The organism is Faecalicatena orotica (genome assembly GCF_905197545.1).
In the GTDB taxonomy this organism is placed as follows: Bacteria; Bacillota; Clostridia; order Lachnospirales; family Lachnospiraceae; genus Faecalicatena_A; species Faecalicatena_A orotica.
The window spans coordinates 1-18984 of record NZ_CAJJZH010000014.1 but is presented as its reverse complement, the minus strand read 5'-3'; the positions used below and the strand labels follow the sequence as shown (position 1 = coordinate 18984).

Here is an 18984-nt window from a genome sequence, read left to right as displayed (position 1 = left end):
AGAACTAGGTTACCCCCCGTTTAAAATGTCCTCTGGTAAAATCTGTGTCTTTCAAATCAGCCGGCATGTCCCTGTGGTAAATATCCCCGCATAACCGGATGATACGTGCCGTCTCTTCTGCATCTTCCAGCGAAAACTGCATCCTCAGCCCGGCCGGGGAAAGCCCCCTCAAAGATTCTTTTAAATCCGCCGTAAAAAGTGGAGAGGTATAATATATAATATTATAACAAAAACGGCAGCAATTCCTGACCGGAAATTCTTTCTGGTACCTGTCACCGATCCTCGTAATACCGGTCACCCTGCTGCATCCGTCAGTCGTTTTTAAGATACACTGGGCCGTAACCATCGCGGGAAGCCTTCCATATGCGACCAGTTCGGCCTCACTGATGCCTAATTCCTTTAATTCCCCTTCGTTTAGCTCGGCAGGTGCCGTAAAGGAAATCTGCCCCTGCCTGCTCCAGAACTGCTTAGCCTTCTGATTGAACACATATAGATTATGGTCCAATATGACCTTCTTGTCAAATCCATGTTCCTTTAAATAATGAAAACTTTCATAATTCCTTACCAAAACCCCGTCAAATCCAAACTTCAGAAAGTCCTCCCAGCCCGCGTCAAAAAACGCAGCCGCCTCCTTTCGGAAAATATGCGGCATGGCAAGAAAGAACTCCTTTCCCGTCTCTTTGCATTTATCTCTCAGACCGGCAAGTTCATGATCCCGGAAAATGTCACCTTCAATGACGCTGTCTATGTAAATCCTGTACAGGTCATCAGAATCTGCCGCAGCCCTCAGCTGCTCCTTTGATTCCACCAGTGCAGACAGCCGGGGAAACCATTCCTCCTGATAAAGACTGCCGGAAATCACTTGATCCGTCATCCGCTCTCCGTAAAGGGTGCCCTCTTCTTTCCGCCGGAATCCGTCACAGATTTTCTTTTCCAGCAGTTCCAGTGCCCGGCGCCTAAGTTCGTTAATCCTCTGCATGGGAAGAAAAACCGCCCCTTCTGTTACAATTTCCAGATTTTCAAAATTAAATTCTGTATTCCCGGTCTTTTGAAGCTGCTTTCTGAGGCGGGTCTCATCCAGAGGCTGGTTCTTGGCTTCCTCTGTAAGCTCTTCTGCCCTGACCGTTACGGATACCTCGCCGCGGCTGACTGTCAGCACGGCCTTCTCACCCTGTCTGAGCTCCAATCTTCCGGTGATTGGCCCCCAAACGGCACCTCTGCCATAACGTTCCCCAATATCATCCAGCAGGCTCTGGTTACGAAGGCGGTATAATACAATCCCCTTTGCATATTTCCTTCCCTTTGGAACAAGAAGTGAGACACCGCTTCCCCTGCCCGCATCCTTCCCAAAGGTATAGTTATTCTTTGTATCCGTATGGTCTCTGAAACTGTCGAGTTCCAGTATATCACCTTTGTGGATATCCGTCAGGGCCTCACCGAAAACTTCCCGGCCTTTCTGCCCCGTCACCCTTACGGCAGGAACCCCGGCATGGTTCGGCCGCTTCAGGGATAACATGTCTCTCCCGTTATGCTGCCTGTAATATCCGGTGCTGAACCCTCCGCGGTTGTAAATATCCATCAGCATTTCTTTATCCTGGTCTGTAACCCGAAATGCTTCTTTCCCTTCCTCCAGATATAAATCTGTATATTTCCGGTACATAGAGGTTACTAAGGCCACATATTCCGGCTTTTTCATCCTGCCCTCTATTTTAAAGGAATCGATCCCTGCCTCAACAAGCTCTGGAATCAGTTCCAGTGTACAAATATCTTTCAGGCTCAGTAAATGCTCTTTCTTTTTATCCGTCGTAAAAGGAAGTCTGCACGGCTGTGCACACTGTCCCCTGTTGCCGCTTCTTCCACCGATCAGGCTGCTTAGCAGGCACTGTCCTGAATAACAGTAGCAGAGTGCCCCATGTACAAAGCACTCAATCTCCAGCCCTGTCCTGTCAGCAATATCCCTGACCTCTTCCAGAGAGAGCTCTCTTGCCGGTACAACCCGCTCCACCCCCTGCTCTTCCAGAAACAGAGCGCCCTCTGCATTTGTAATCGTCATCTGGGTGCTGGCATGTACCGCCATCTTTGGAAACTGCGTCCTCATGAATTCCAGGACCCCTGCATCCTGAACAATCACTGCATCCAGCCCCTGCCGGTACAGTGGTGCAAGATACTCATATAAGTGATCTGTCTCCGCATCCTTAAGCAGTGTATTAACAGTCAGATACAGCTTTCTGCCATGTAAATGCGCATAGTCAATGGCCTTTAAAAGCATATCTTCTGTAAAGTTATCTGCAAAGGCCCGCGCACCAAAACGAGGGCCGCCTGCGTAAACCGCATCCGCCCCTGCTCTTACGGCCGCCAGAAAGCTCTCATAAGAGCCTGCCGGCGCCAGTATCTCTATTCTCCGTCTATCCTGATTACCCCTTGTCAATCCTGCTCCTCCAAGTTTAGTCTATACATAGCAAAGTTGTCCATAAGATGAAATAAGCTGTCTTAAGACAGCCTATCCCTATTTCCTGCGGTTCTTCATCTCGGTCTCTAATTTTACGATCTGCATCTGCAGGTCATTATTCTCTTCCTTCATCTTCGCCAGTTCTTTTTCAGCATTCTCAAGCTTAATCTGAACAGATATCAATTCGTGCTTCAGGTCGTACATCTCTTTGTCTTTCAGTTCGATATCACTTTCAAGGGAATCACCCTGTTTCTTCGCTTTAAAGTAGTCATCTGCGATGTTCAGGGCAAGGAGTACGTTCCGGGTATCAGAGCTCTGCCGTCTGAATCCTTCACTGTTGGCACATTCTGTAATTTTATGGTTCAGATAGGAAGAAACTTTTTGAAGGTATTCCTCACCCTCAAAGCCGCTCAATGTGTAGACCTTTCCTCCAATTAAAACTTCCGTATAATGTTTAGCTGAACTCATAGCATCCTCCTCGCGTTTCTTATCTGTTATTATAAACTATATGAATACAAAAACCAACCATTTTTTCAAGTTATTTCCTTTTCCTCCCCAAAGGCACGGACTCCTTATTTAAGGAAACGGAATGCCGAGATGGGCATATGCCATCTCCGTCGCCACTCTTCCACGGGGGGTCCGCTGTATAAATCCGCTTTTCAGCAGATAAGGCTCGTAGACGTCCTCAAGCGTGCCTGCATCCTCTGAAATGGTAGCCGCCAGTGTCTCCAGACCGACAGGCCCGCCCTGGAACTTCTCGATCATAGTCAGCAGGATGTTCCTGTCTATGTGGTCCAGACCATATTTATCGACATCCAGCAGATCAAGGGCGTAATTGGCTACTGCCTCCGTGATCACACCGTCATATTTGACCTGTGCGAAGTCCCTGACTCTTTTCAGCAGGCGGTTTGCCAGCCTCGGCGTGCCTCTGGAGCGTTTTGCAAGTTCCAGGGCCCCCTTCTCGTCAATCTCTACTCCGAGCACGTGTGCCGACCGCAGGATAATGGTCTTTAATTCTTGTTCCGTATAGAACTCCAGATGATTGACAACGCCAAACCGATCCCTTAATGGCGCAGTCAGCATCCCGGCCCTTGTCGTGGCCCCAACCAGTGTAAACTTTGGCAGGTCCAGCCGGATCGAACGGGCGGTAGCGCCCTTTCCTATCATAATGTCTATGGCATAATCCTCCATAGCCGGGTACAGAACCTCTTCCACCTGGCGGTTCAGGCGGTGGATCTCATCCACGAACAAAACATCGCTTTCCTGAAGATTATTCAGGATAGCCGCCATTTCCCCCGGTTTTTCAATTGCGGGACCAGATGTAATCTTAATATTCACACCCATCTCATTTGCAATAATACCTGCAAGTGTTGTCTTTCCAAGCCCCGGAGGGCCGTAAAAAAGAACATGGTCCAATGCTTCGTGCCTCTCCTTCGCGGCCTTAATATATATGTTCAGTGTCTCCTTCGCCTTCTCCTGTCCGATATAGTCCTCCAGAAACTGGGGCCTGAGACTGCTTTCGATCTTAATGTCTTCTTCCAGATTTTCCGTAGTGATAATTCTTTTTCCCATACTCTCCCTCTATATCTTTAAAGCATTTTCTTTAAAGCTTCTTTCAGTACATCTTCTACTGAAGCATTCTCCAGCTCCACCTGTCTGACAGCACGCAGACTCTCGGTGCTTCCATAACCAAGTGCCACCAGTGCCTGCACTGCCTCAGACTGAATCCCTCCTGAGACATCCGTATCCGGCGCCCTGTCGCTTTCGATGGCATGGTTTAAAACATCCTCTATATCCAGCTTGTCCTTTAATTCAATGATCAGCTTCTCCGCCGTCTTCTTCCCGATCCCGGGTGCAGCAGAGATGGCCTTGACGTCACCGGACAAAACAGCATACCTCAGATCATCCGGGCTGAGCTTCGATAAGATACTTAATCCCCCCTTCGGACCGATTCCGCTGACGCCGATTACAAGCTTAAAAATCTCCAGGTCATCCCTTGTCAGGAATCCAAACAGCTGCATGGCATCCTCCCGTACATTCAGATATGTATGGATCTTCACCTCACTGCCGGGCTGTGGAAGCACGGCAAGTGCCTGTCCGGGCATATAGATGCCGTATCCGACGCCCCCCACATCTACAATTACTTTCTCTTTTTCTACAGCGGCAAGTTCGCCGCGAATATATGAAATCATAACTCTCCTTCTCCTTAATACAGATTGATATTCCTGATCCGTTTCAACACCTCATTGGACACAATGCCGATCAGCATTCCGGTCAGCATTCCGGCGATCAGAAGAACCGGGAGATAGTAACCTACCCGGTATGTCTCCACAACGGCCATTGCGACGGCAAGCTGTCCCATATTGTGGCATACGCCGCCAGCAATACTGACGCCCATCACGCTGAAACTGCCGCGCCCCTTCAGAAACGCCATCACCGCCAGGCTCAAAATCCCACCGGCCAGACTGTATATAATACTGAACATATTTCCAAATATAAATCCGGACAGGACGATTCTGACAACGGACAGAAGCAGTGCCTCCTTCGGCCCGCATTTATATAACATGATCACGATCAGGAGATTCGCCAGACCCAGTTTAATCCCCGGCACACCGAACTGAATCGGAATCAGCATTTCCACATAGCTGAAAATAAGGGCAAGGGCCGTGAATACTCCAAAATATGCTGCTCTATTTTTCACCGGTCATCCTCCTACTTCGCAACCCCATCAAGTTCACTCTTTTCTCCGCCTTCAATGGTTACCACCACTTTATTCGGCAGACAAATGATGCTCTCACCGTCTCTGGAGATTGCCTTCTGATGCACACACAGCTTGTCCGGACAGTCCGCGGCCTTCATAGCGGCCTTCCCGTCCCTGATCTCGAGGGTATTCGTACCGTCTATCTTTATTATCTGGTCCGCTGACAGTGCATATCTGCCATATGGCTCTCCATCAACGGTGACCACAACATCTGCGTTAACACTCTTCCCCTTCAGGAATTGGTAACCGATGAACGCGGCAGCCAGACATAAAATCATTCCAACTAATATTAAATCATTTTTCTTCATCACAGCCTCCAGCAATTATCATAGCACACCGACTTTTAGAATGCAATGTTCCTGTTCACACTGTAGTGTGAACAGGAACAATACAATCACATGTTCGATTGTAATTTTCCTTTGAAATGGGTATAATGATTCAGATATTGTATTATACGAAAAGAGGAACCTTATGAAAAGATTTACGAAACATATGCTGCCGTTCCTGGTATCGGCAGCCATGCTTTTTTCACTCACCGGCTGCACGACTCCGCCCGCCAGTGAACCTCTCGAAACAGTCGGTGTTTATTTCGACACCATTATATCCATAAAAATATGGGGCGGCAGTCAGGATATACTCGATCACTGCAAGGAAATGTGCTCAGATTATGAACAGTTATTCAGCCGCACGATTGATACAAGCGATATTTCAAGGATCAATGCAGCACACGGACAGCCTGTCGAGGTGGATGACGAGACTATCGAACTGATTGAAAAAGGACTGTACTATAGCCAGCTTTCAGGAGGAAGGTTTGATATCACAATTGCACCCTTAAGTGAACTCTGGGATATCAAAAACAATCCCGGCAGCATTCCGGACGAAGCCGCCATTGAAGAAGCCGTAAGCCATATAGACTACAGAAATGTTCTGGTCGAAGGCAATACTGTCACCCTGAAAGATCCGAAGGCAGCGATTGACCTTGGAGGTATCGCAAAAGGATTCATCGCAGACAAGCTGAAAGCCTGGCTGAAAAGTGAAGGCATCGAACACGGGCAGATCGATCTGGGCGGGAACCTGCTTACAATAGGAAGTAAGACGGATGGCAGCGATTTTCACATTGGCATCCAGAAACCCTTTGCTGAAACGAATGAGGCCATCACAACTGTCGACATCCATGACCAGTCTGTCGTCTCCTCCGGGATCTACGAACGTTATTTTAAGAAAGACGGTAAGATTTACCACCACCTTCTTGACCCGGAAACAGGTTATCCGTTCGATAACCACCTGCTTCAGGTAACGATCATCTCCGACCAGTCTGTGGATGGCGACGGGCTGAGTACAGCCTGCTTCGCACTGGGGCTTGAACAGGGAAGCCAGCTGGTTGAAAGTCTGGACGGCATACGGGCCATCTTTGTAACAGATGACTACAGCCTGCACTATGTAAATTAATAAATCATTCTCTATGGAACAAAAACGCTGCATACAGGAAGCCTTAAGCTTCCCATGCAGCGTTTTCTAATGACATTACCGCTATAATTCTTATGAAATCGGTATCTTTCTTGGTGTAATAATCTTTCTCGGGCACTTATCGGCACAAACGCCGCAGTTCGTACATTTCTCCGGATCAATGTGTGCCAGGTTATCTGTCACTGTCACGGCACCGAACTCACAGTTCTTCACACAGAGACGGCAGCCGATGCAGCCAACCAGACAGACATCCATCAGTGCTTTTCCTTTATCGTTGGAATTACACTGTACAAATGTCTTCTGATCATACGGGATCAGCTCAATCAGATGTTTCGGACATGCTGCAACACACTTAGAACATGCCTTACATTTTTCCTTGTCTACAACTGCGATTCCTTCGATAATATGGATTGCATCGAACGGGCACGCCTTCACACAGGTGCCATAACCGAGACATCCATAGTCACAGCCTTTTGGTCCGCCATCCTGCATCATATTTACCATAGTGCAGTCTTCGATTCCAAAATACTCATATTTATTCTGCGCCTTTTCACAGGTACCGGCACATTTCACGAATGCAACCTGACGAACCTGATCTCCTGCCGCCATTCCCATAATCTCACCGATACGGGCCGCAACAGGTGCACCGCCGACCGGGCATCCGCTAACTTCAGCCTTTCCTTCTACGATCGCAGCCGCCAGACCTGAACATCCTGCATAGCCGCAGCCGCCGCAGTTGTTGCCCGGGAGCACGCCCATAATAGCCTCTTCCCTTTCGTCAACTTCTACCGCAAACTTCTTTCCTGATATCCCAAGGAAGACACCGATGAATAATCCGGTTCCGCCGACGATTGCCGCAGCTATTAAAATTCCTGATATACTCATGTTTCTTCCCTCCTAAATTAATCCTGAAAATCCGAAAAATGCAATTGCCATCAGTCCCGCAGTTACAAGGACAATCGGAGTTCCCTGAAACGATTCCGTGATATCATTGTGCTCTATCTTCTCACGGATACCTGCCATCAGCACGATCGCCACAAGGAAACCAAATGCTGTTGCAATCCCGTTAATCACGCCTTCCAGAATACTGTATGATTTCTGGACATTTGTCAGCGCGACACCGAGCACTGCACAGTTTGTTGTGATCAGCGGCAGGTAAACACCAAGTGCATTATACAAAGGCGGCATCGCCTTTTTCAGGAACATCTCTACAAACTGTACAAGCGCCGCAATAACAAGAATGAAGACGATCGTCTGTAAATATTCAAAATTTGCCGGCACAAGGATGAATTTATAAATTAAACTTGTTACAAATGATGCAATTGTAATAACGAAAATAACAGCACCGCCCATACCGCCTGCGGTCTTTACATTTTTAGAAACACCGAGGAACGGACAGATTCCAAGGAACTGGCTGAGTACAACGTTATTCACGAATGCAGCGCCAACTGCAATTAAAAGTAGTTCTTTCATCTACACTCTCCTCCTATTCCTTCTCATTTTTTGCTGTTTTCTTTGATTCCGGGGTCACATCTATAAACATTGAACCTCCGCAGGTCTCTTTCTTCCCGCATGTTGCACATCCTGATCCGCAGCCGATCTTTTCAGCGATTGGATCACCCTTTTCTGCCGCTTTCTTCTTGAACTTGTTCTGCAGGGCAGTCAAGGCTGCAAGCACGAAGAACGCGCCGGGCGCCAGAATAAAGATTGTGACCGGTTCATAGGATGTTGGCAGGATCTGGAAGTTAAATGCCTTTCCTGAACCAATAATTTCTCTTACAAGGCCAATTGCCGTGAGACCTACCGTAAATCCAAGTCCCATACCAATTCCGTCAAATATGGATGGCAAAACAGGGTTCTTAGATGCATAGCTTTCGGCCCTTCCAAGGATAATACAGTTAACAACGATCAAAGGGATATAGATTCCCAGTGAATCATAGAGACTCGGGACGAATCCTTCCAGCAGGAACTGCACCATCGTTACAAAGGATGCCACGACAACGATAAATGCAGGCATTCTGACGGAATCCGGGATAATCTTCCTCAGCATGGATATTAGCATATTGGATAATACAAGTACAACTGTTGTTGAGAGTCCCATACCGATTCCATTGATCGCCGACGTTGTAACCGCCAGTGTAGGACACATACCAAGCATCAGCACGAAGGTAGGGTTTTCTTTGATCAGACCGTTATACAGTCTTTCCGTATACTTATTCATTGACACTACCTCCTAACACATTCTGAAAATATACCAGGGCAGAGTCTACCGCATTCGTTACGGCGTTTGTCGTGATTGTGGCGCCACTGAGCGCATCAATCTTGTCATCGCCCTTCTCACCGGTCTTTGTATAGGAAAACTTCTCGACCTGCTTATCCTTGAACTGGTCCTTAAACGCAGGTTCCGTGGATTTCATACCAAGTCCGGCTGTTTCACTGATCGAAAGCATCTCGATTCCCTTCACAGTACCGTCGCTTAAGATTCCGACAGAAATCTTGATATCCCCGCCGTAACCCTCATGAGAAGTTACAGTCACAACATATCCCACATCTTCGCCGTTCTCGTCTTTTGCTACGGCTACTTCTGTGATGTCATCCCCTGTATAGCCGCCTTCTTTTAACACTTTGGCCGCCTCATTTTCATTAAAATCCGCATACTCTTCAAATACAGCCGCATCTGCAAGGACCGTCTTATACGCTTCCTGCTTTGCATTCTCCTGCGCCTTGGCGATAGGAGCTTTTGTCACTTCATAGACGAGGCCCAGAAGTGTTCCTGCGACCAGAGTAATTATCGTGAGTATCAATGTGTTCTTTACTATTTTATTCATTATTTTTCTCCTCCTTTACCGAATGGTTTTGGAAGAGTAACCTTTTCGATCAGCGGTACTAAAAGGTTACTGATGATGATCGCATAGGACACACCCTCTGCCGATCCGCCGAACAGTCTGAAAAGACCGGTCAAAAGACCTAAACAGACACCATATACAATCTGCCCTCGTTTTGTAATAGGCGAAGTAACATAATCCGTAGCCATGAACCATGCCCCCAGCATCAGGCCGCCTCCGCAGAGATGTGCGGTGATGTACTGCGGGTCAAGCCCGTGTCCGCCGAAAATCGTAATGAAAATGACAAATGTTACAAGATATGTACCGGGTATCCTTAAATCAATAATCCCCATCAGAAGAAGGAACATGGCACCAATCATGATTGCAAGCACGGAAGTCTCACCAATCGTACCACGGATATTCCCCATCAGCATATCCATTGTGTTCACTGCCTCACCCGCTTTGAGCTGTGCAAGCGGTGTTGCGCCTGTGACACCATCATATACAAAGTAGGTCATACGCCCCGTAAAAGAAATAAGCAGGAAACATCTCGCTCCCAGTGCCGGGTTCATAAAGTTCTGCCCCAGACCGCCAAAAAGCTGTTTTACCACTATGATAGCAAATACGGAACCAAGCGCCCCCATCCATAACGGGAGTGTCGGCGGCAGATTCAATGCCAGCAAAAGTCCTGTGACAACCGCACTGAAATCTTTGATTGTGATCGGCTTATGCATCAGCCTCTCATATAAGTACTCAGTCAACACCGCAGTTCCCGTCGTAACTGCAACCAGAAGCCATGCATTTTCGTGTCTGAAATTATAGATTCCAAAGATTGTTGCCGGCAGAAGCGCAATCACAACATACAGCATGATATTGCTTGTGGTTGCCTTGTCTCGTATATGCGGTGAAGATGATATGTTATAATTCTCGTTCACTTTTGATTCACCTCTTTCGTTATTTTTTCTTTCTGTTCGCGAGAGCAATCTTGCGCATAGAACCAATTGACTGCTTCAGCGGTCTTTTTGCCGGGCAGACATAGCTGCAGGAACCGCATTCCACACACTCCAGTCCGTTCTGTGCAGTAAAGGTCTCTTCATCGTGTCTCTCCGCATAATCCGCAAGTCTGGACGGAATAATTCTGCTCGGGCATATTTCCACACACCGTCCGCAGTTGATGCAGGGACCTGGTTTTGCCTTCTCCACTTCATCCTCTGTAAATCCAAGGATGGAGGAAGATGTCTTTGTGACCGGGGTATCCAGGGTCATCATTGCAAATCCCATCATCGGGCCGCCTGAAATCACTTTCTTCGGCTCTGTCTTAAACCCGCCGGCAGCCTCAACAAGCTCCTGCTGGTTCGTTCCTAAAAGTGCCTTGAAGTTGCCTGGCTTTGCAACCGCATTACCGCTGACTGTCACGACACGCTCCATAAGAGGTTTTCCTTCTACCACGGCACGATGGATGCTCACAAGAGTCTCCACGTTATCCACGATACAGCCCGCATCAGCCGGAAGCATCGCAGAATTTATAGCACGTTTCGTTACCGCGTAGATCAGCTGGCGCTCAGCCCCCTGCGGATATTTCGTCTGCAGCACATTGACCTCCATACGCGGTTCATCCTTAACTGCCTCTTTTAATTTCTCAATACAGTCCTTTTTATTGTCTTCTACACCGAATATACCTTTTGCATTTTCAAACAAGGATAATATAACCCTCATACCACTTACCAGCTCTTCTGTATTCTCTAACATTCTCCGGTAGTCTGCTGTTATGTACGGTTCGCATTCTGCACAGTTCGCTATGATATATTCAATCTTGTCAGGTTCTTTCGGAGAAAGCTTCACTCTTGTAGGGAATCCGGCACCACCCATTCCGACAATTCCGGCATCACCGATCATTTTGATGACTTCTTCCTTCGTAAGCTCATTAAGCGGCTTCACTTCAGGATACTCTACCTCTGCATATTCCCCATCGTTTTCAATTACGATACAATCCACTTTGCTCCCTGTCGGATTGAAATGCTTTTCCAGGCCTTTGACAGTACCTGAAACAGACGCATAAACCGGTGCGGAAACAAATCCGCCAGCTTCAGCAATCTTCTGGCCTTTTAACACATGGTCGCCCTTTTGTACAACCGGACTTGCAGGGGCACCGATATGCTGTGAAAGCGGATATACCAAATCGCCTTTCGGCAGTACTTCTGCAATCGCCTGATCCTTTGCCAGACTTTTACCGTCATTTGGATGTATTCCGCCTTTAAAAGTTAAAAGTCCCATTCTTTACTACCTTCCTTTCTCTTATCGCAATAATAGTATTGTACTAAAAATTGTATGCAAAATCCAGTAAATTCACATATTTTATTGCACATAAATCCATACATCTTGTCGTTTTTTTAACATTTACCACAAAACAAAGATAGAGGCTTGTCAGCCTCTATCTCAAAGTCCCATATAGATGTTAAAACATATACTACTCTTCTGTATACTCCTGTGCCTCAGGCTCTTCCAGAGCCTTCATGCTCAGGCTGATCTTCTTATCTGCCTCATTCAGGTCCACAATCTTAGCCGTAATTTCCTGTCCGATAGAAAGTACATCAGACGGTTTCTCAACATGTGCCCTCGAAATCTGGGAAACATGAAGCAGTGCGTCAACTCCCGGCGCAAGCTCAACAAATGCTCCGAAATCTGTCATACGTGCAACTTTTCCTGTAATAACTGTACCTACTGCAAAATCCTCTGTAGCATTAGCCCACGGATTCGTCTCCGGGAACTTCAGGCTGAGTGCAACCTTTGTATCATTGATGTCTTTTACAAGAACTTTTAACACATCTCCAACCTGGAAGACTTTCTTAGGATTCTCAACTCTTCCCCATGACATCTCAGAGATATGTAACAGTCCGTCAACACCGCCGAGATCAATAAATGCTCCAAAGTCTGTTACATTCTTAACAGTTCCTTCAATTGTATCGCCAATCTGCAGCTTAGCAAACAGCTCTTTCTGTCTCTCTGCTCTCTCTGCAACGAGAAGCTGTCTTCTGTCACCGATCACGCGGTTTCTTCTCGGGTTGAATTCGCTGATTACAAATTCAATCTCCTGGCCTTCATATTTGCTCAGGTCCTTCTCATAAGAATCAGAAACAAGGCTTGCCGGAATGAATACACGTGCTTCTTCAACTGTCGCACATAATCCACCACCAAGGATCTGAGTTACTGTAGCCTTCAGAACTTCTTTGTTCTCATAAGCCTCTCTTAACCTCTCATTTCCCTTTTCAGCAGCAAGTCTCTTATAAGTCAGCAACATCTGGCCTTCGCCGTCGTTCACCTTTAATACCTTCACTGTCATCGGATCACCAACTTTTACAACAGTTGTCAGATCTAATGACTGATCGTTGGAATACTCACTCTTAGATATGATACCATCCGCTTTACATCCGATATTCAGGATAATCTCATCCGGCTTCACGTCAATGACTGTCCCATCTACTACCTCTCCGTTGTGAATTGTTTTAAATGATTCGTCTAACATTTGTTCAAAAGATAATTCTGACATTATTTTGAACCTCCTCAATTATATTGTTGGGCGTGGATGCCCCTGCTGTAATACCTACTGTTTCCACTGACCCTAATTGATTCAAATCCAAATCGTCAAGTGTCTGTATATAGTACGTATCTTTACATGCGTTCTGACATATTTCAAATAACTTCTGGGTGTTGGAACTATGTTTGTCACCAATCACTATCATAGCATCCACCTCTTCCGCAATACTGCGAGCTTCGGTCTGACGCTCTTTCGTTGCATTGCAGATTGTATTTAAAACACTTACATCATAACTCTTTTTTGAAAGAATTTCAACTAATTCTTTAAATTTATTGTAATTAAATGTCGTCTGGGAGACAATACAGACCTTCTTTCCCTCTCCGGCGGAAAATTTTTCAGCCTCTTCAGGTGTCTGCACGACGGTCACATCAGCCCCTGCCCAGCCGCGGATTCCCTCCACTTCAGGGTGGTCCGGGTTCCCGATAATCACGATGTGTTTTCCTTCGCCGCTCTCTTTTTTTACAATATTATGGATTTTTTTTACAAAAGGACAGGTTGCATCAATAATTTCCAGACCGTTTGCCTCCATCTCCCTGTAAACCTGTTCCGCCACCCCGTGTGAACGGATGATTACGGTTCCTTTTTCCAGCTGTTTTAGTTCTTCTTCTGTCCGGAGCACCCTGACCCCTTTTTTCTCCATATCCTTCACAACCTCTTCGTTGTGGATAATCGGGCCAAAGGTATAGATGCCGGTGTTTTCCCCGCCATTCTTTTCTAACTGTTTATACACGGTTTCTACGGCCCGTCTGACGCCAAAACAGAAGCCCGCCGTCTTTGCACGAATGATTTCCATCCTTTTCCCTTTCTTGCTTTATGCCTGTTACTATTTCGTATCTGCGACCTATTTACCTGCAGTGTCTGATAATCTCTTTTACAACTTCTTCAATCGTCATCTCAGAACTGTCGACAAGGACTGCATCCTCTGCCTGTTTAAGAGGGGCAGTCTCACGGCTCATATCCCTTCTGTCGCGCTCCTCGATATCTCGGGCGATTTCGTTATAATCACATTCGATCCCTTTTTCCCTGAGTTCATCATAACGTCTCTTTGCCCGTGTTGCAACACTGGCCGTCAGATAAATCTTCACATCCGCATCAGGAAGTATATTCGTCCCGATATCCCGTCCGTCCATAATCACATCTTCCGATCTTGCCAGCCCCCGCTGCAGTTCCAGAAGCTTTTCACGCACTTCAGGCACCGCTGAACTAACGGATGCCATATTTCCGACACTTTCCTCTCTCAGTCTGGACGTTACATTCTTCCCATTTAAATAAACCTGCTGGACATTGTCCTGATATTTAATACTGACATCTGCATCTTTACAGGCTCCAACGATCCCTAACGTATCCTCCGGACGAATGCCGCATTCCAGAAAATGAACCGCAAGAGCGCGGTACATCGCCCCTGTATCTACATATATATATCCTTTTTCTTTTGCAACCAGTTTTGCAATCGTACTTTTACCGGCCCCTGCCGGTCCGTCTATTGCTACATTATATCCCATTATATATCCTCCTTATATCCTGTATACTTTCTGCTTTAGACAGAAATACCGGCAAGGTATGCCGTAGACCATGCAATCTGCAGATTAAACCCGCCTGTCAGGGCATCCAGATCCAGCACTTCGCCAATAAAATACAGTCCCGGAACGAGTCTGGATTCCATCGTGCCCGGATCAATCTCCTTCACATCCACACCGCCCTTGGTAATAATCGCTTCTTTAAAATCTCTCAGTTTCACAAGGGTGACCTCAAAGTTCTTGATCAGGGCAGCAAAATGCTGCCTTTCCTCTCTGCTGACCTCATTTACCTTCTTCTCCGGATCGATCCCGCTGCGTTCTATCATCACCGGCTTTAATTTCGCTGGAAAGAGTTTATCTACTGCATTCTTAAACTGCTTATTCCTGTTCTCTTCAAAGTCCCGCAGCACTCTTGCATCAAGCTGTTCAAAAGTCAATGCCGGCTTTAAGTCGATCAGAAGTCTGAGGCTGCGCTTTTTTAAGACCTTCCCTATCACACTGCTGGCACTGATGATAACCGGGCCGCTCACGCCATAATGTGTAAACAGCATTTCGCCGAATTCTTCATATATCTTCTTTTTCCCGTCATAGATGCGGGCATTCACATTGCGAAGGGAAAGACCTTGTAAAGCCTTCACATCATCCTCTTTAGCCTCGACCGGCACAAGAGAAGGCAGAAGCTCTGTGACACGATGCCCTGACTCTCTGGCAAAACGATAGCCGTCCCCGGTAGACCCCGTAGCCGGATATGAGACTCCCCCTGTCGCAACGATACAGGCATCTCCTTCCAATTCCTTTCCGTCAGAAAGAAGCAGACTGTGATAACGGCCGTCTTTTACCCGTATTTCCTTCACATTACAGTGCAGGTGGATCTGTGTGTGCAGCCTTTTAAGTTCTCTTTGCATAGCCCCGATCACATCCGAGGAATGGTCAGACTGGGGAAATACCCTGTTCCCCCGTTCAACTTTTGTTTTCACGCCTAATTCTTCAAAAAAATTGATTGCCTGTTCATTTGTAAAGCTGTAAAAACCACTGTAAAGAAACTTCGGATTTGTCAGCACAGACGCAAAAAGAGTGTCCATGTCGCCGGCATTCGTTATGTTGCAGCGCCCCTTCCCCGTAATAAAGAGTTTCTTTCCAAGCTTTTCGTTTTTTTCATATATATGGACCTCATGCCCGTTCCTTGCAGCAAATATCCCTGCCATCATTCCTGCGGCGCCGCCGCCTATAATCTGTATTTTACTCATCTGTCTTCCCTTCCAAATTTTCCGGCACAACAGGAAGTTTATCGTTGACATGGTTCAGCTCATCACCACTGTACACCTGGTACTCATCCCATATCTCTTCCAGTGTCTCAAGCGTGGTGACGACTTCCTTCTGCTTCTTCATACAGAGGGCCACCACGAGCGCATTCACAACACTGAGGGGTGCCACAAGGGAATCCACGATAGACGCCATATCACTTCTGGCAATCAGGTTGCAGGAAGAATACAGTGTCATAGGAGAATGCACGCTGTCTGTCAGTGTAATCACCTTGGCCTTCCGGTTGCTGGCAAACTCAAGTGCTTTTAGGGTACGCATGGAATAGCGCGGAAAACTGATGCCGATGATCACATCATCCGCATTAATCCGGATCAACTGCTCAAATATTTCACTGGAGCTGTTTGTATTCACTGCTGTTACACTCTCACAAATCAGATTCAGGTAAAAGCTTAAAAATGCCGCCAGCGGCGCACAGCTTCTGATCCCGATCACATAGATCCTCTTTGCATTCAGAATAGTGTCAATGGCAAGTTCAAAGACCTTCTGGTCAATCCCTGCGAGTGTCAGCTTGATCTTATCTATATCGGACTGCAGGACAGTTGCCAGTATCTCAGACTGGCTGATTCGCCCATATGTCACTTCCATTCTCTGGATTGAATTCAGCTTATTACGGACCAGTTCCTCCAAAGCCTTCTGGAATCCCGGATATCCCTTGTAACCCAGCTGAGTTGCAAAACGCACCACTGTGGACTCACTGACACCGACAATTTCCCCCAGCTTTGCGGCCGTCAGGAAAACCGCTTTATCATAATTTTCACAGACATAATTGGCGAGACGCTTCTGCCCCTTGCTGAGTTTTTTATATTTCTCTTCAATTCGAAGCAGCAGTTCGTTCGTGCCGCTCTCATTCGTGTTTACTTTATTTCCACTCACATTCATTCCTCTTCCCGGTTCAAAATACCTTTTGACCCCAACATCATTCTGATTATACAATACCCTCAATTTGTTTGCAAGGCGCTATTACGCAAAAAGAGGCCAGACCGCTTATACATGGCCTGTGGCCGTCAATAGTAATGCTGAACAAGAACAGGGCTGTGCTGCATTTCCTTACGGAAAATGCGGCACAGCCCTCGTGTCCTTTAATATCAGGTCCGGATCTGTCTGACCCGTCCCTTAGATTTCTCTTGTATATTCTTTCAGCCACTCCTGCTCTTCCTCTGTCAGGTGTGGTGCAATCAATTCGTATACCTTCTTATGATAATCATTTAAGAGTTGTTTCTCTTTTACTGACATCAGGTCTGGATTAATCGCATCCAGATCGATCGGTACGAATGTGATTGGTTCGAAGTACATGAACTGTCCGTATTCGTTCTTTTCACCGTTGCATACGAGAAGTTCATTTTCTGTACGGATTCCGTGAGAACCTTCAATGTAGATTCCCGGCTCGTCAGTAATGATCATGTTCGCTTCGAAAGGATGGATCTCATTCGGACGGAACTGCCAGCGGAAACCTGTCGGCGGCTCATGGATATTTCCGAGGTAGCCTACTCCGTGTCCCGTACCGTGGTTGAAGTTTAAGTTCTGTCTCCAGAATGGTTCTCTTGCCACATAGTCCAGATTCATTCCTGAACACCCGTACAGGAACTTCACATCCGCCAGATTCAGCATGCTGACCGCTACGGCTGTAAAGTGGTCTTTTTCAATCTGGCTCACTTCACCTAATGCAACCGTACGCGTAATGTCTGTTGAACCTTCGTAATAATGTCCGCCGGTGTCTGTCAGGAACAGCGCGCCTTCCTTCAGTTCAACATTTGTCTCCGGGGTAGATGTATAATGTACAATCGCCCCATGTTCCTTATAGGCACAGATTGGTTCGAAACTTGGCCAGAGGAAATTATCCTGCTCTGCACGGAATTCTTCCAGTTTATCAGATGCGCTTAACTCCGTCATCTCAATCTTGCCCACATTTTTCTTCAGCCAGTACATAAACTTCGTATGTGCCACCCCGTCTTTGATATGTGCCTTTTTGATATTCTCAACCTCAACGTCATTCTTGACTGCTTTCATAAGAATGGTAGGGTTCTCCTGTTTTACAGTCTGGACACTGTCAGGAATGTTATTATACAGGGCATAATTCATTCTTCTCGGGTCAATCATAACCACATCATCTGCTCCGAGCTTTTTGACTGCCTCATAAACGTCATTGTATGCATGTATACAAACATGGTTTTTCTCAAATTCCGCCTTGATTTCATCATTCAGCTTACGCTCGTCCACATAAAGCTCAACCGAATCCATTTTTACAACCGTATAAGAAAGAAGCAGCGGGAAGTATTCAACATCATCTCCCCTTACATTCAAAAGCCAGCCCGTATCATCCAGACTTGTAATGATATGTGTATTAGCCCCTGCCTCCTTCATCGCAGCCCGTACGCGTTCCAACTTGGAAGCAACAGTCTCGCCTGCATACTTTACATCCAGAAGGAATGCCGGTTTCTCAGAAAGCGGCGGTCTGTCTTCCCAGATCTCATCCACGAGATCATAATCATAGATCACACTGCCCTTCTTTTCTGCCGCAATATCAGCATAAACCTGTCCTTCATCCACTCCAACAGTGCGTCCGTCAAAACCAATCACACAGTTTTCACCTAATGTTTCTTTCAGATATTCCTCGACAGAAGGCACTCCCGGTTCGCCCATCTTGCGAAGCATAACACCTGTCCCTTCCATCTGCTGTGAAGCCTGAATGAAATATCTTCCATCTGTCCACATTCCCGCTTCATCCTTTGTGAACACGGCTGTTCCTGCAGACCCTGTAAAACCAGTCATAAACGCCCTTACCTTAAAGTGTTCCCCAACATATTCACTCTGGTGGTAATCAGCCGTTGGCACGATGTATGCATCCATGCCTTTCTCCTCCATCAACTGACGGAGCTTTTCAATTCTCTCTGAAACTTTCATGAAAAAACCTCCTTTACATTCATACGCCCATTATACCACAAAAAAGTGGCGGTGGGGTGAAAAAATTTCTGTTTGGAGGGGGGACGCCAATAAGGAGGGGGGGGGGGGGGGGGGGGGGGGGGGGGGGGGGGGGGGGGGGGGGGGGG

General features: G+C 46.8%; 19 protein-coding genes. 1 reads left to right on the top strand and 18 read right to left on the bottom strand.

All coding sequences use genetic code 11. The features are described 5' to 3' along the window. Nucleotides 1-4: 4 nt before the first annotated feature. The 6 genes from ABIN22_RS21405 to ABIN22_RS21380 form a co-directional block, all read right to left on the bottom strand. Nucleotides 5-2428: a peptidase U32 family protein gene (locus ABIN22_RS21405; protein ID WP_346911103.1), complete on the bottom strand. Its 2424-nt coding sequence runs from the start codon at nucleotides 2426-2428 to the stop codon at nucleotides 5-7. 78 nt (nucleotides 2429-2506) lie between these two features. Then, entirely contained in the window at nucleotides 2507-2917 is a 411-nt protein-coding gene (locus tag ABIN22_RS21400; RefSeq protein WP_109730281.1) for a cell division protein ZapA, read from the bottom strand. Between the two features lie 108 nt (nucleotides 2918-3025). Further along, nucleotides 3026-4021: a Holliday junction branch migration DNA helicase RuvB gene (gene ruvB, locus ABIN22_RS21395; protein ID WP_109730280.1), complete on the bottom strand. Its 996-nt coding sequence runs from the start codon at nucleotides 4019-4021 to the stop codon at nucleotides 3026-3028. 17 nt (nucleotides 4022-4038) lie between these two features. Then, the gene (gene ruvA, locus ABIN22_RS21390; RefSeq protein WP_109730279.1) at nucleotides 4039-4641 is read right to left on the bottom strand and encodes a Holliday junction branch migration protein RuvA; all 603 of its coding nucleotides are present in this window, start codon (nucleotides 4639-4641) and stop codon (nucleotides 4039-4041) included. Nucleotides 4642-4655: 14 nt separating this feature from the next. Beyond that, nucleotides 4656-5150: a Gx transporter family protein gene (locus ABIN22_RS21385; protein WP_346911100.1), complete on the bottom strand. Its 495-nt coding sequence runs from the start codon at nucleotides 5148-5150 to the stop codon at nucleotides 4656-4658. An 11-nt stretch (nucleotides 5151-5161) separates the two neighbouring features. Continuing rightward, a complete protein-coding gene (locus ABIN22_RS21380) occupies nucleotides 5162-5518 on the bottom strand; it encodes a NusG domain II-containing protein (RefSeq protein WP_182440605.1) in 357 nt (118 codons plus the stop codon). A gap of 163 nt (nucleotides 5519-5681) precedes the next feature. On the opposite strand from ABIN22_RS21380, the gene ABIN22_RS21375 reads away from it, so the two are divergent. Then, the gene (locus ABIN22_RS21375; RefSeq protein WP_346911098.1) at nucleotides 5682-6659 is read left to right on the top strand and encodes an FAD:protein FMN transferase; all 978 of its coding nucleotides are present in this window, start codon (nucleotides 5682-5684) and stop codon (nucleotides 6657-6659) included. Between the two features lie 90 nt (nucleotides 6660-6749). Here ABIN22_RS21375 and ABIN22_RS21370 read toward each other — a convergent pair whose 3' ends face one another. The 12 genes from ABIN22_RS21370 to ABIN22_RS21315 form a co-directional block, all read right to left on the bottom strand. Next, complete coding sequence (locus tag ABIN22_RS21370; RefSeq protein WP_109730275.1) at nucleotides 6750-7562, bottom strand: RnfABCDGE type electron transport complex subunit B; 813 nt, start codon at nucleotides 7560-7562, stop codon at nucleotides 6750-6752. Between the two features lie 12 nt (nucleotides 7563-7574). Then, the gene (locus ABIN22_RS21365) at nucleotides 7575-8150 is read right to left on the bottom strand and encodes an electron transport complex protein RnfA (protein ID WP_118618698.1); all 576 of its coding nucleotides are present in this window, start codon (nucleotides 8148-8150) and stop codon (nucleotides 7575-7577) included. 13 nt (nucleotides 8151-8163) lie between these two features. Further along, nucleotides 8164-8898 (bottom strand): electron transport complex subunit RsxE, encoded by a 735-nt coding sequence (rsxE, locus tag ABIN22_RS21360; protein WP_109730273.1) that lies wholly within the window; start codon nucleotides 8896-8898, stop codon nucleotides 8164-8166. After that, nucleotides 8891-9505, bottom strand: coding sequence for an RnfABCDGE type electron transport complex subunit G (locus ABIN22_RS21355; RefSeq protein ID WP_118618696.1), 615 nt, complete (start codon nucleotides 9503-9505; stop codon nucleotides 8891-8893). The genes rsxE and ABIN22_RS21355 overlap by 8 nt, the downstream gene beginning before the upstream one ends. Continuing rightward, complete coding sequence (locus ABIN22_RS21350; protein WP_109730271.1) at nucleotides 9505-10437, bottom strand: RnfABCDGE type electron transport complex subunit D; 933 nt, start codon at nucleotides 10435-10437, stop codon at nucleotides 9505-9507. The genes ABIN22_RS21355 and ABIN22_RS21350 overlap by 1 nt, the downstream gene beginning before the upstream one ends. Nucleotides 10438-10456: 19 nt before the next feature. Beyond that, the gene (gene rsxC, locus ABIN22_RS21345) at nucleotides 10457-11776 is read right to left on the bottom strand and encodes an electron transport complex subunit RsxC (RefSeq protein ID WP_346911095.1); all 1320 of its coding nucleotides are present in this window, start codon (nucleotides 11774-11776) and stop codon (nucleotides 10457-10459) included. Nucleotides 11777-11969: 193 nt separating this feature from the next. Then, nucleotides 11970-13049, bottom strand: coding sequence for a 30S ribosomal protein S1 (gene rpsA / locus ABIN22_RS21340; protein WP_109730269.1), 1080 nt, complete (start codon nucleotides 13047-13049; stop codon nucleotides 11970-11972). Further along, nucleotides 13030-13890 carry a 4-hydroxy-3-methylbut-2-enyl diphosphate reductase gene (gene ispH / locus ABIN22_RS21335; RefSeq protein ID WP_109730268.1) on the bottom strand — a complete coding sequence of 287 codons (861 nt, stop codon included), beginning with the start codon at nucleotides 13888-13890 and terminating at the stop codon, nucleotides 13030-13032. The genes rpsA and ispH overlap by 20 nt, the downstream gene beginning before the upstream one ends. Nucleotides 13891-13942: 52 nt before the next feature. Beyond that, nucleotides 13943-14599 (bottom strand): (d)CMP kinase, encoded by a 657-nt coding sequence (gene cmk, locus ABIN22_RS21330; RefSeq protein WP_346911092.1) that lies wholly within the window; start codon nucleotides 14597-14599, stop codon nucleotides 13943-13945. 35 nt (nucleotides 14600-14634) lie between these two features. After that, nucleotides 14635-15861: a BaiN/RdsA family NAD(P)/FAD-dependent oxidoreductase gene (locus ABIN22_RS21325; RefSeq protein ID WP_346911090.1), complete on the bottom strand. Its 1227-nt coding sequence runs from the start codon at nucleotides 15859-15861 to the stop codon at nucleotides 14635-14637. Further along, entirely contained in the window at nucleotides 15854-16810 is a 957-nt protein-coding gene (locus ABIN22_RS21320; RefSeq protein WP_330405264.1) for a MurR/RpiR family transcriptional regulator, read from the bottom strand. Before ABIN22_RS21320 ends, ABIN22_RS21325 begins: the two co-directional genes overlap by 8 nt. A gap of 240 nt (nucleotides 16811-17050) precedes the next feature. Beyond that, nucleotides 17051-18838, bottom strand: a complete 1788-nt coding sequence (locus ABIN22_RS21315; RefSeq protein ID WP_346911088.1) for an aminopeptidase P family N-terminal domain-containing protein — start codon at nucleotides 18836-18838, stop codon at nucleotides 17051-17053. Nucleotides 18839-18984 lie beyond the last annotated feature (146 nt).

Excerpts from the sequence above, each read along its gene's own strand:
- ABIN22_RS21400 (WP_109730281.1), bottom strand. The coding sequence starts at position 2,917 with ATGAGTTCAGCTAAACATTATACGGAAGTTTTAATTGGAGGAAAGGTC.
- ruvB (WP_109730280.1), bottom strand. The coding sequence starts at position 4,021 with ATGGGAAAAAGAATTATCACTACGGAAAATCTGGAAGAAGACATTAAG.
- ruvA (WP_109730279.1), bottom strand. The coding sequence starts at position 4,641 with ATGATTTCATATATTCGCGGCGAACTTGCCGCTGTAGAAAAAGAGAAA.
- ABIN22_RS21380 (WP_182440605.1), bottom strand. The coding sequence starts at position 5,518 with ATGAAGAAAAATGATTTAATATTAGTTGGAATGATTTTATGTCTGGCT.
- ABIN22_RS21375 (WP_346911098.1), top strand. The coding sequence starts at position 5,682 with ATGAAAAGATTTACGAAACATATGCTGCCGTTCCTGGTATCGGCAGCC.
- ABIN22_RS21370 (WP_109730275.1), bottom strand. The coding sequence starts at position 7,562 with ATGAGTATATCAGGAATTTTAATAGCTGCGGCAATCGTCGGCGGAACC.
- ABIN22_RS21365 (WP_118618698.1), bottom strand. The coding sequence starts at position 8,150 with ATGAAAGAACTACTTTTAATTGCAGTTGGCGCTGCATTCGTGAATAAC.
- rsxE (WP_109730273.1), bottom strand. The coding sequence starts at position 8,898 with ATGAATAAGTATACGGAAAGACTGTATAACGGTCTGATCAAAGAAAAC.
- ABIN22_RS21355 (WP_118618696.1), bottom strand. The coding sequence starts at position 9,505 with ATGAATAAAATAGTAAAGAACACATTGATACTCACGATAATTACTCTG.
- rsxC (WP_346911095.1), bottom strand. The coding sequence starts at position 11,776 with ATGGGACTTTTAACTTTTAAAGGCGGAATACATCCAAATGACGGTAAA.
- rpsA (WP_109730269.1), bottom strand. The coding sequence starts at position 13,049 with ATGTCAGAATTATCTTTTGAACAAATGTTAGACGAATCATTTAAAACA.
- ispH (WP_109730268.1), bottom strand. The coding sequence starts at position 13,890 with ATGGAAATCATTCGTGCAAAGACGGCGGGCTTCTGTTTTGGCGTCAGA.
- cmk (WP_346911092.1), bottom strand. The coding sequence starts at position 14,599 with ATGGGATATAATGTAGCAATAGACGGACCGGCAGGGGCCGGTAAAAGT.
- ABIN22_RS21325 (WP_346911090.1), bottom strand. The coding sequence starts at position 15,861 with ATGAGTAAAATACAGATTATAGGCGGCGGCGCCGCAGGAATGATGGCA.
- ABIN22_RS21315 (WP_346911088.1), bottom strand. The coding sequence starts at position 18,838 with ATGAAAGTTTCAGAGAGAATTGAAAAGCTCCGTCAGTTGATGGAGGAG.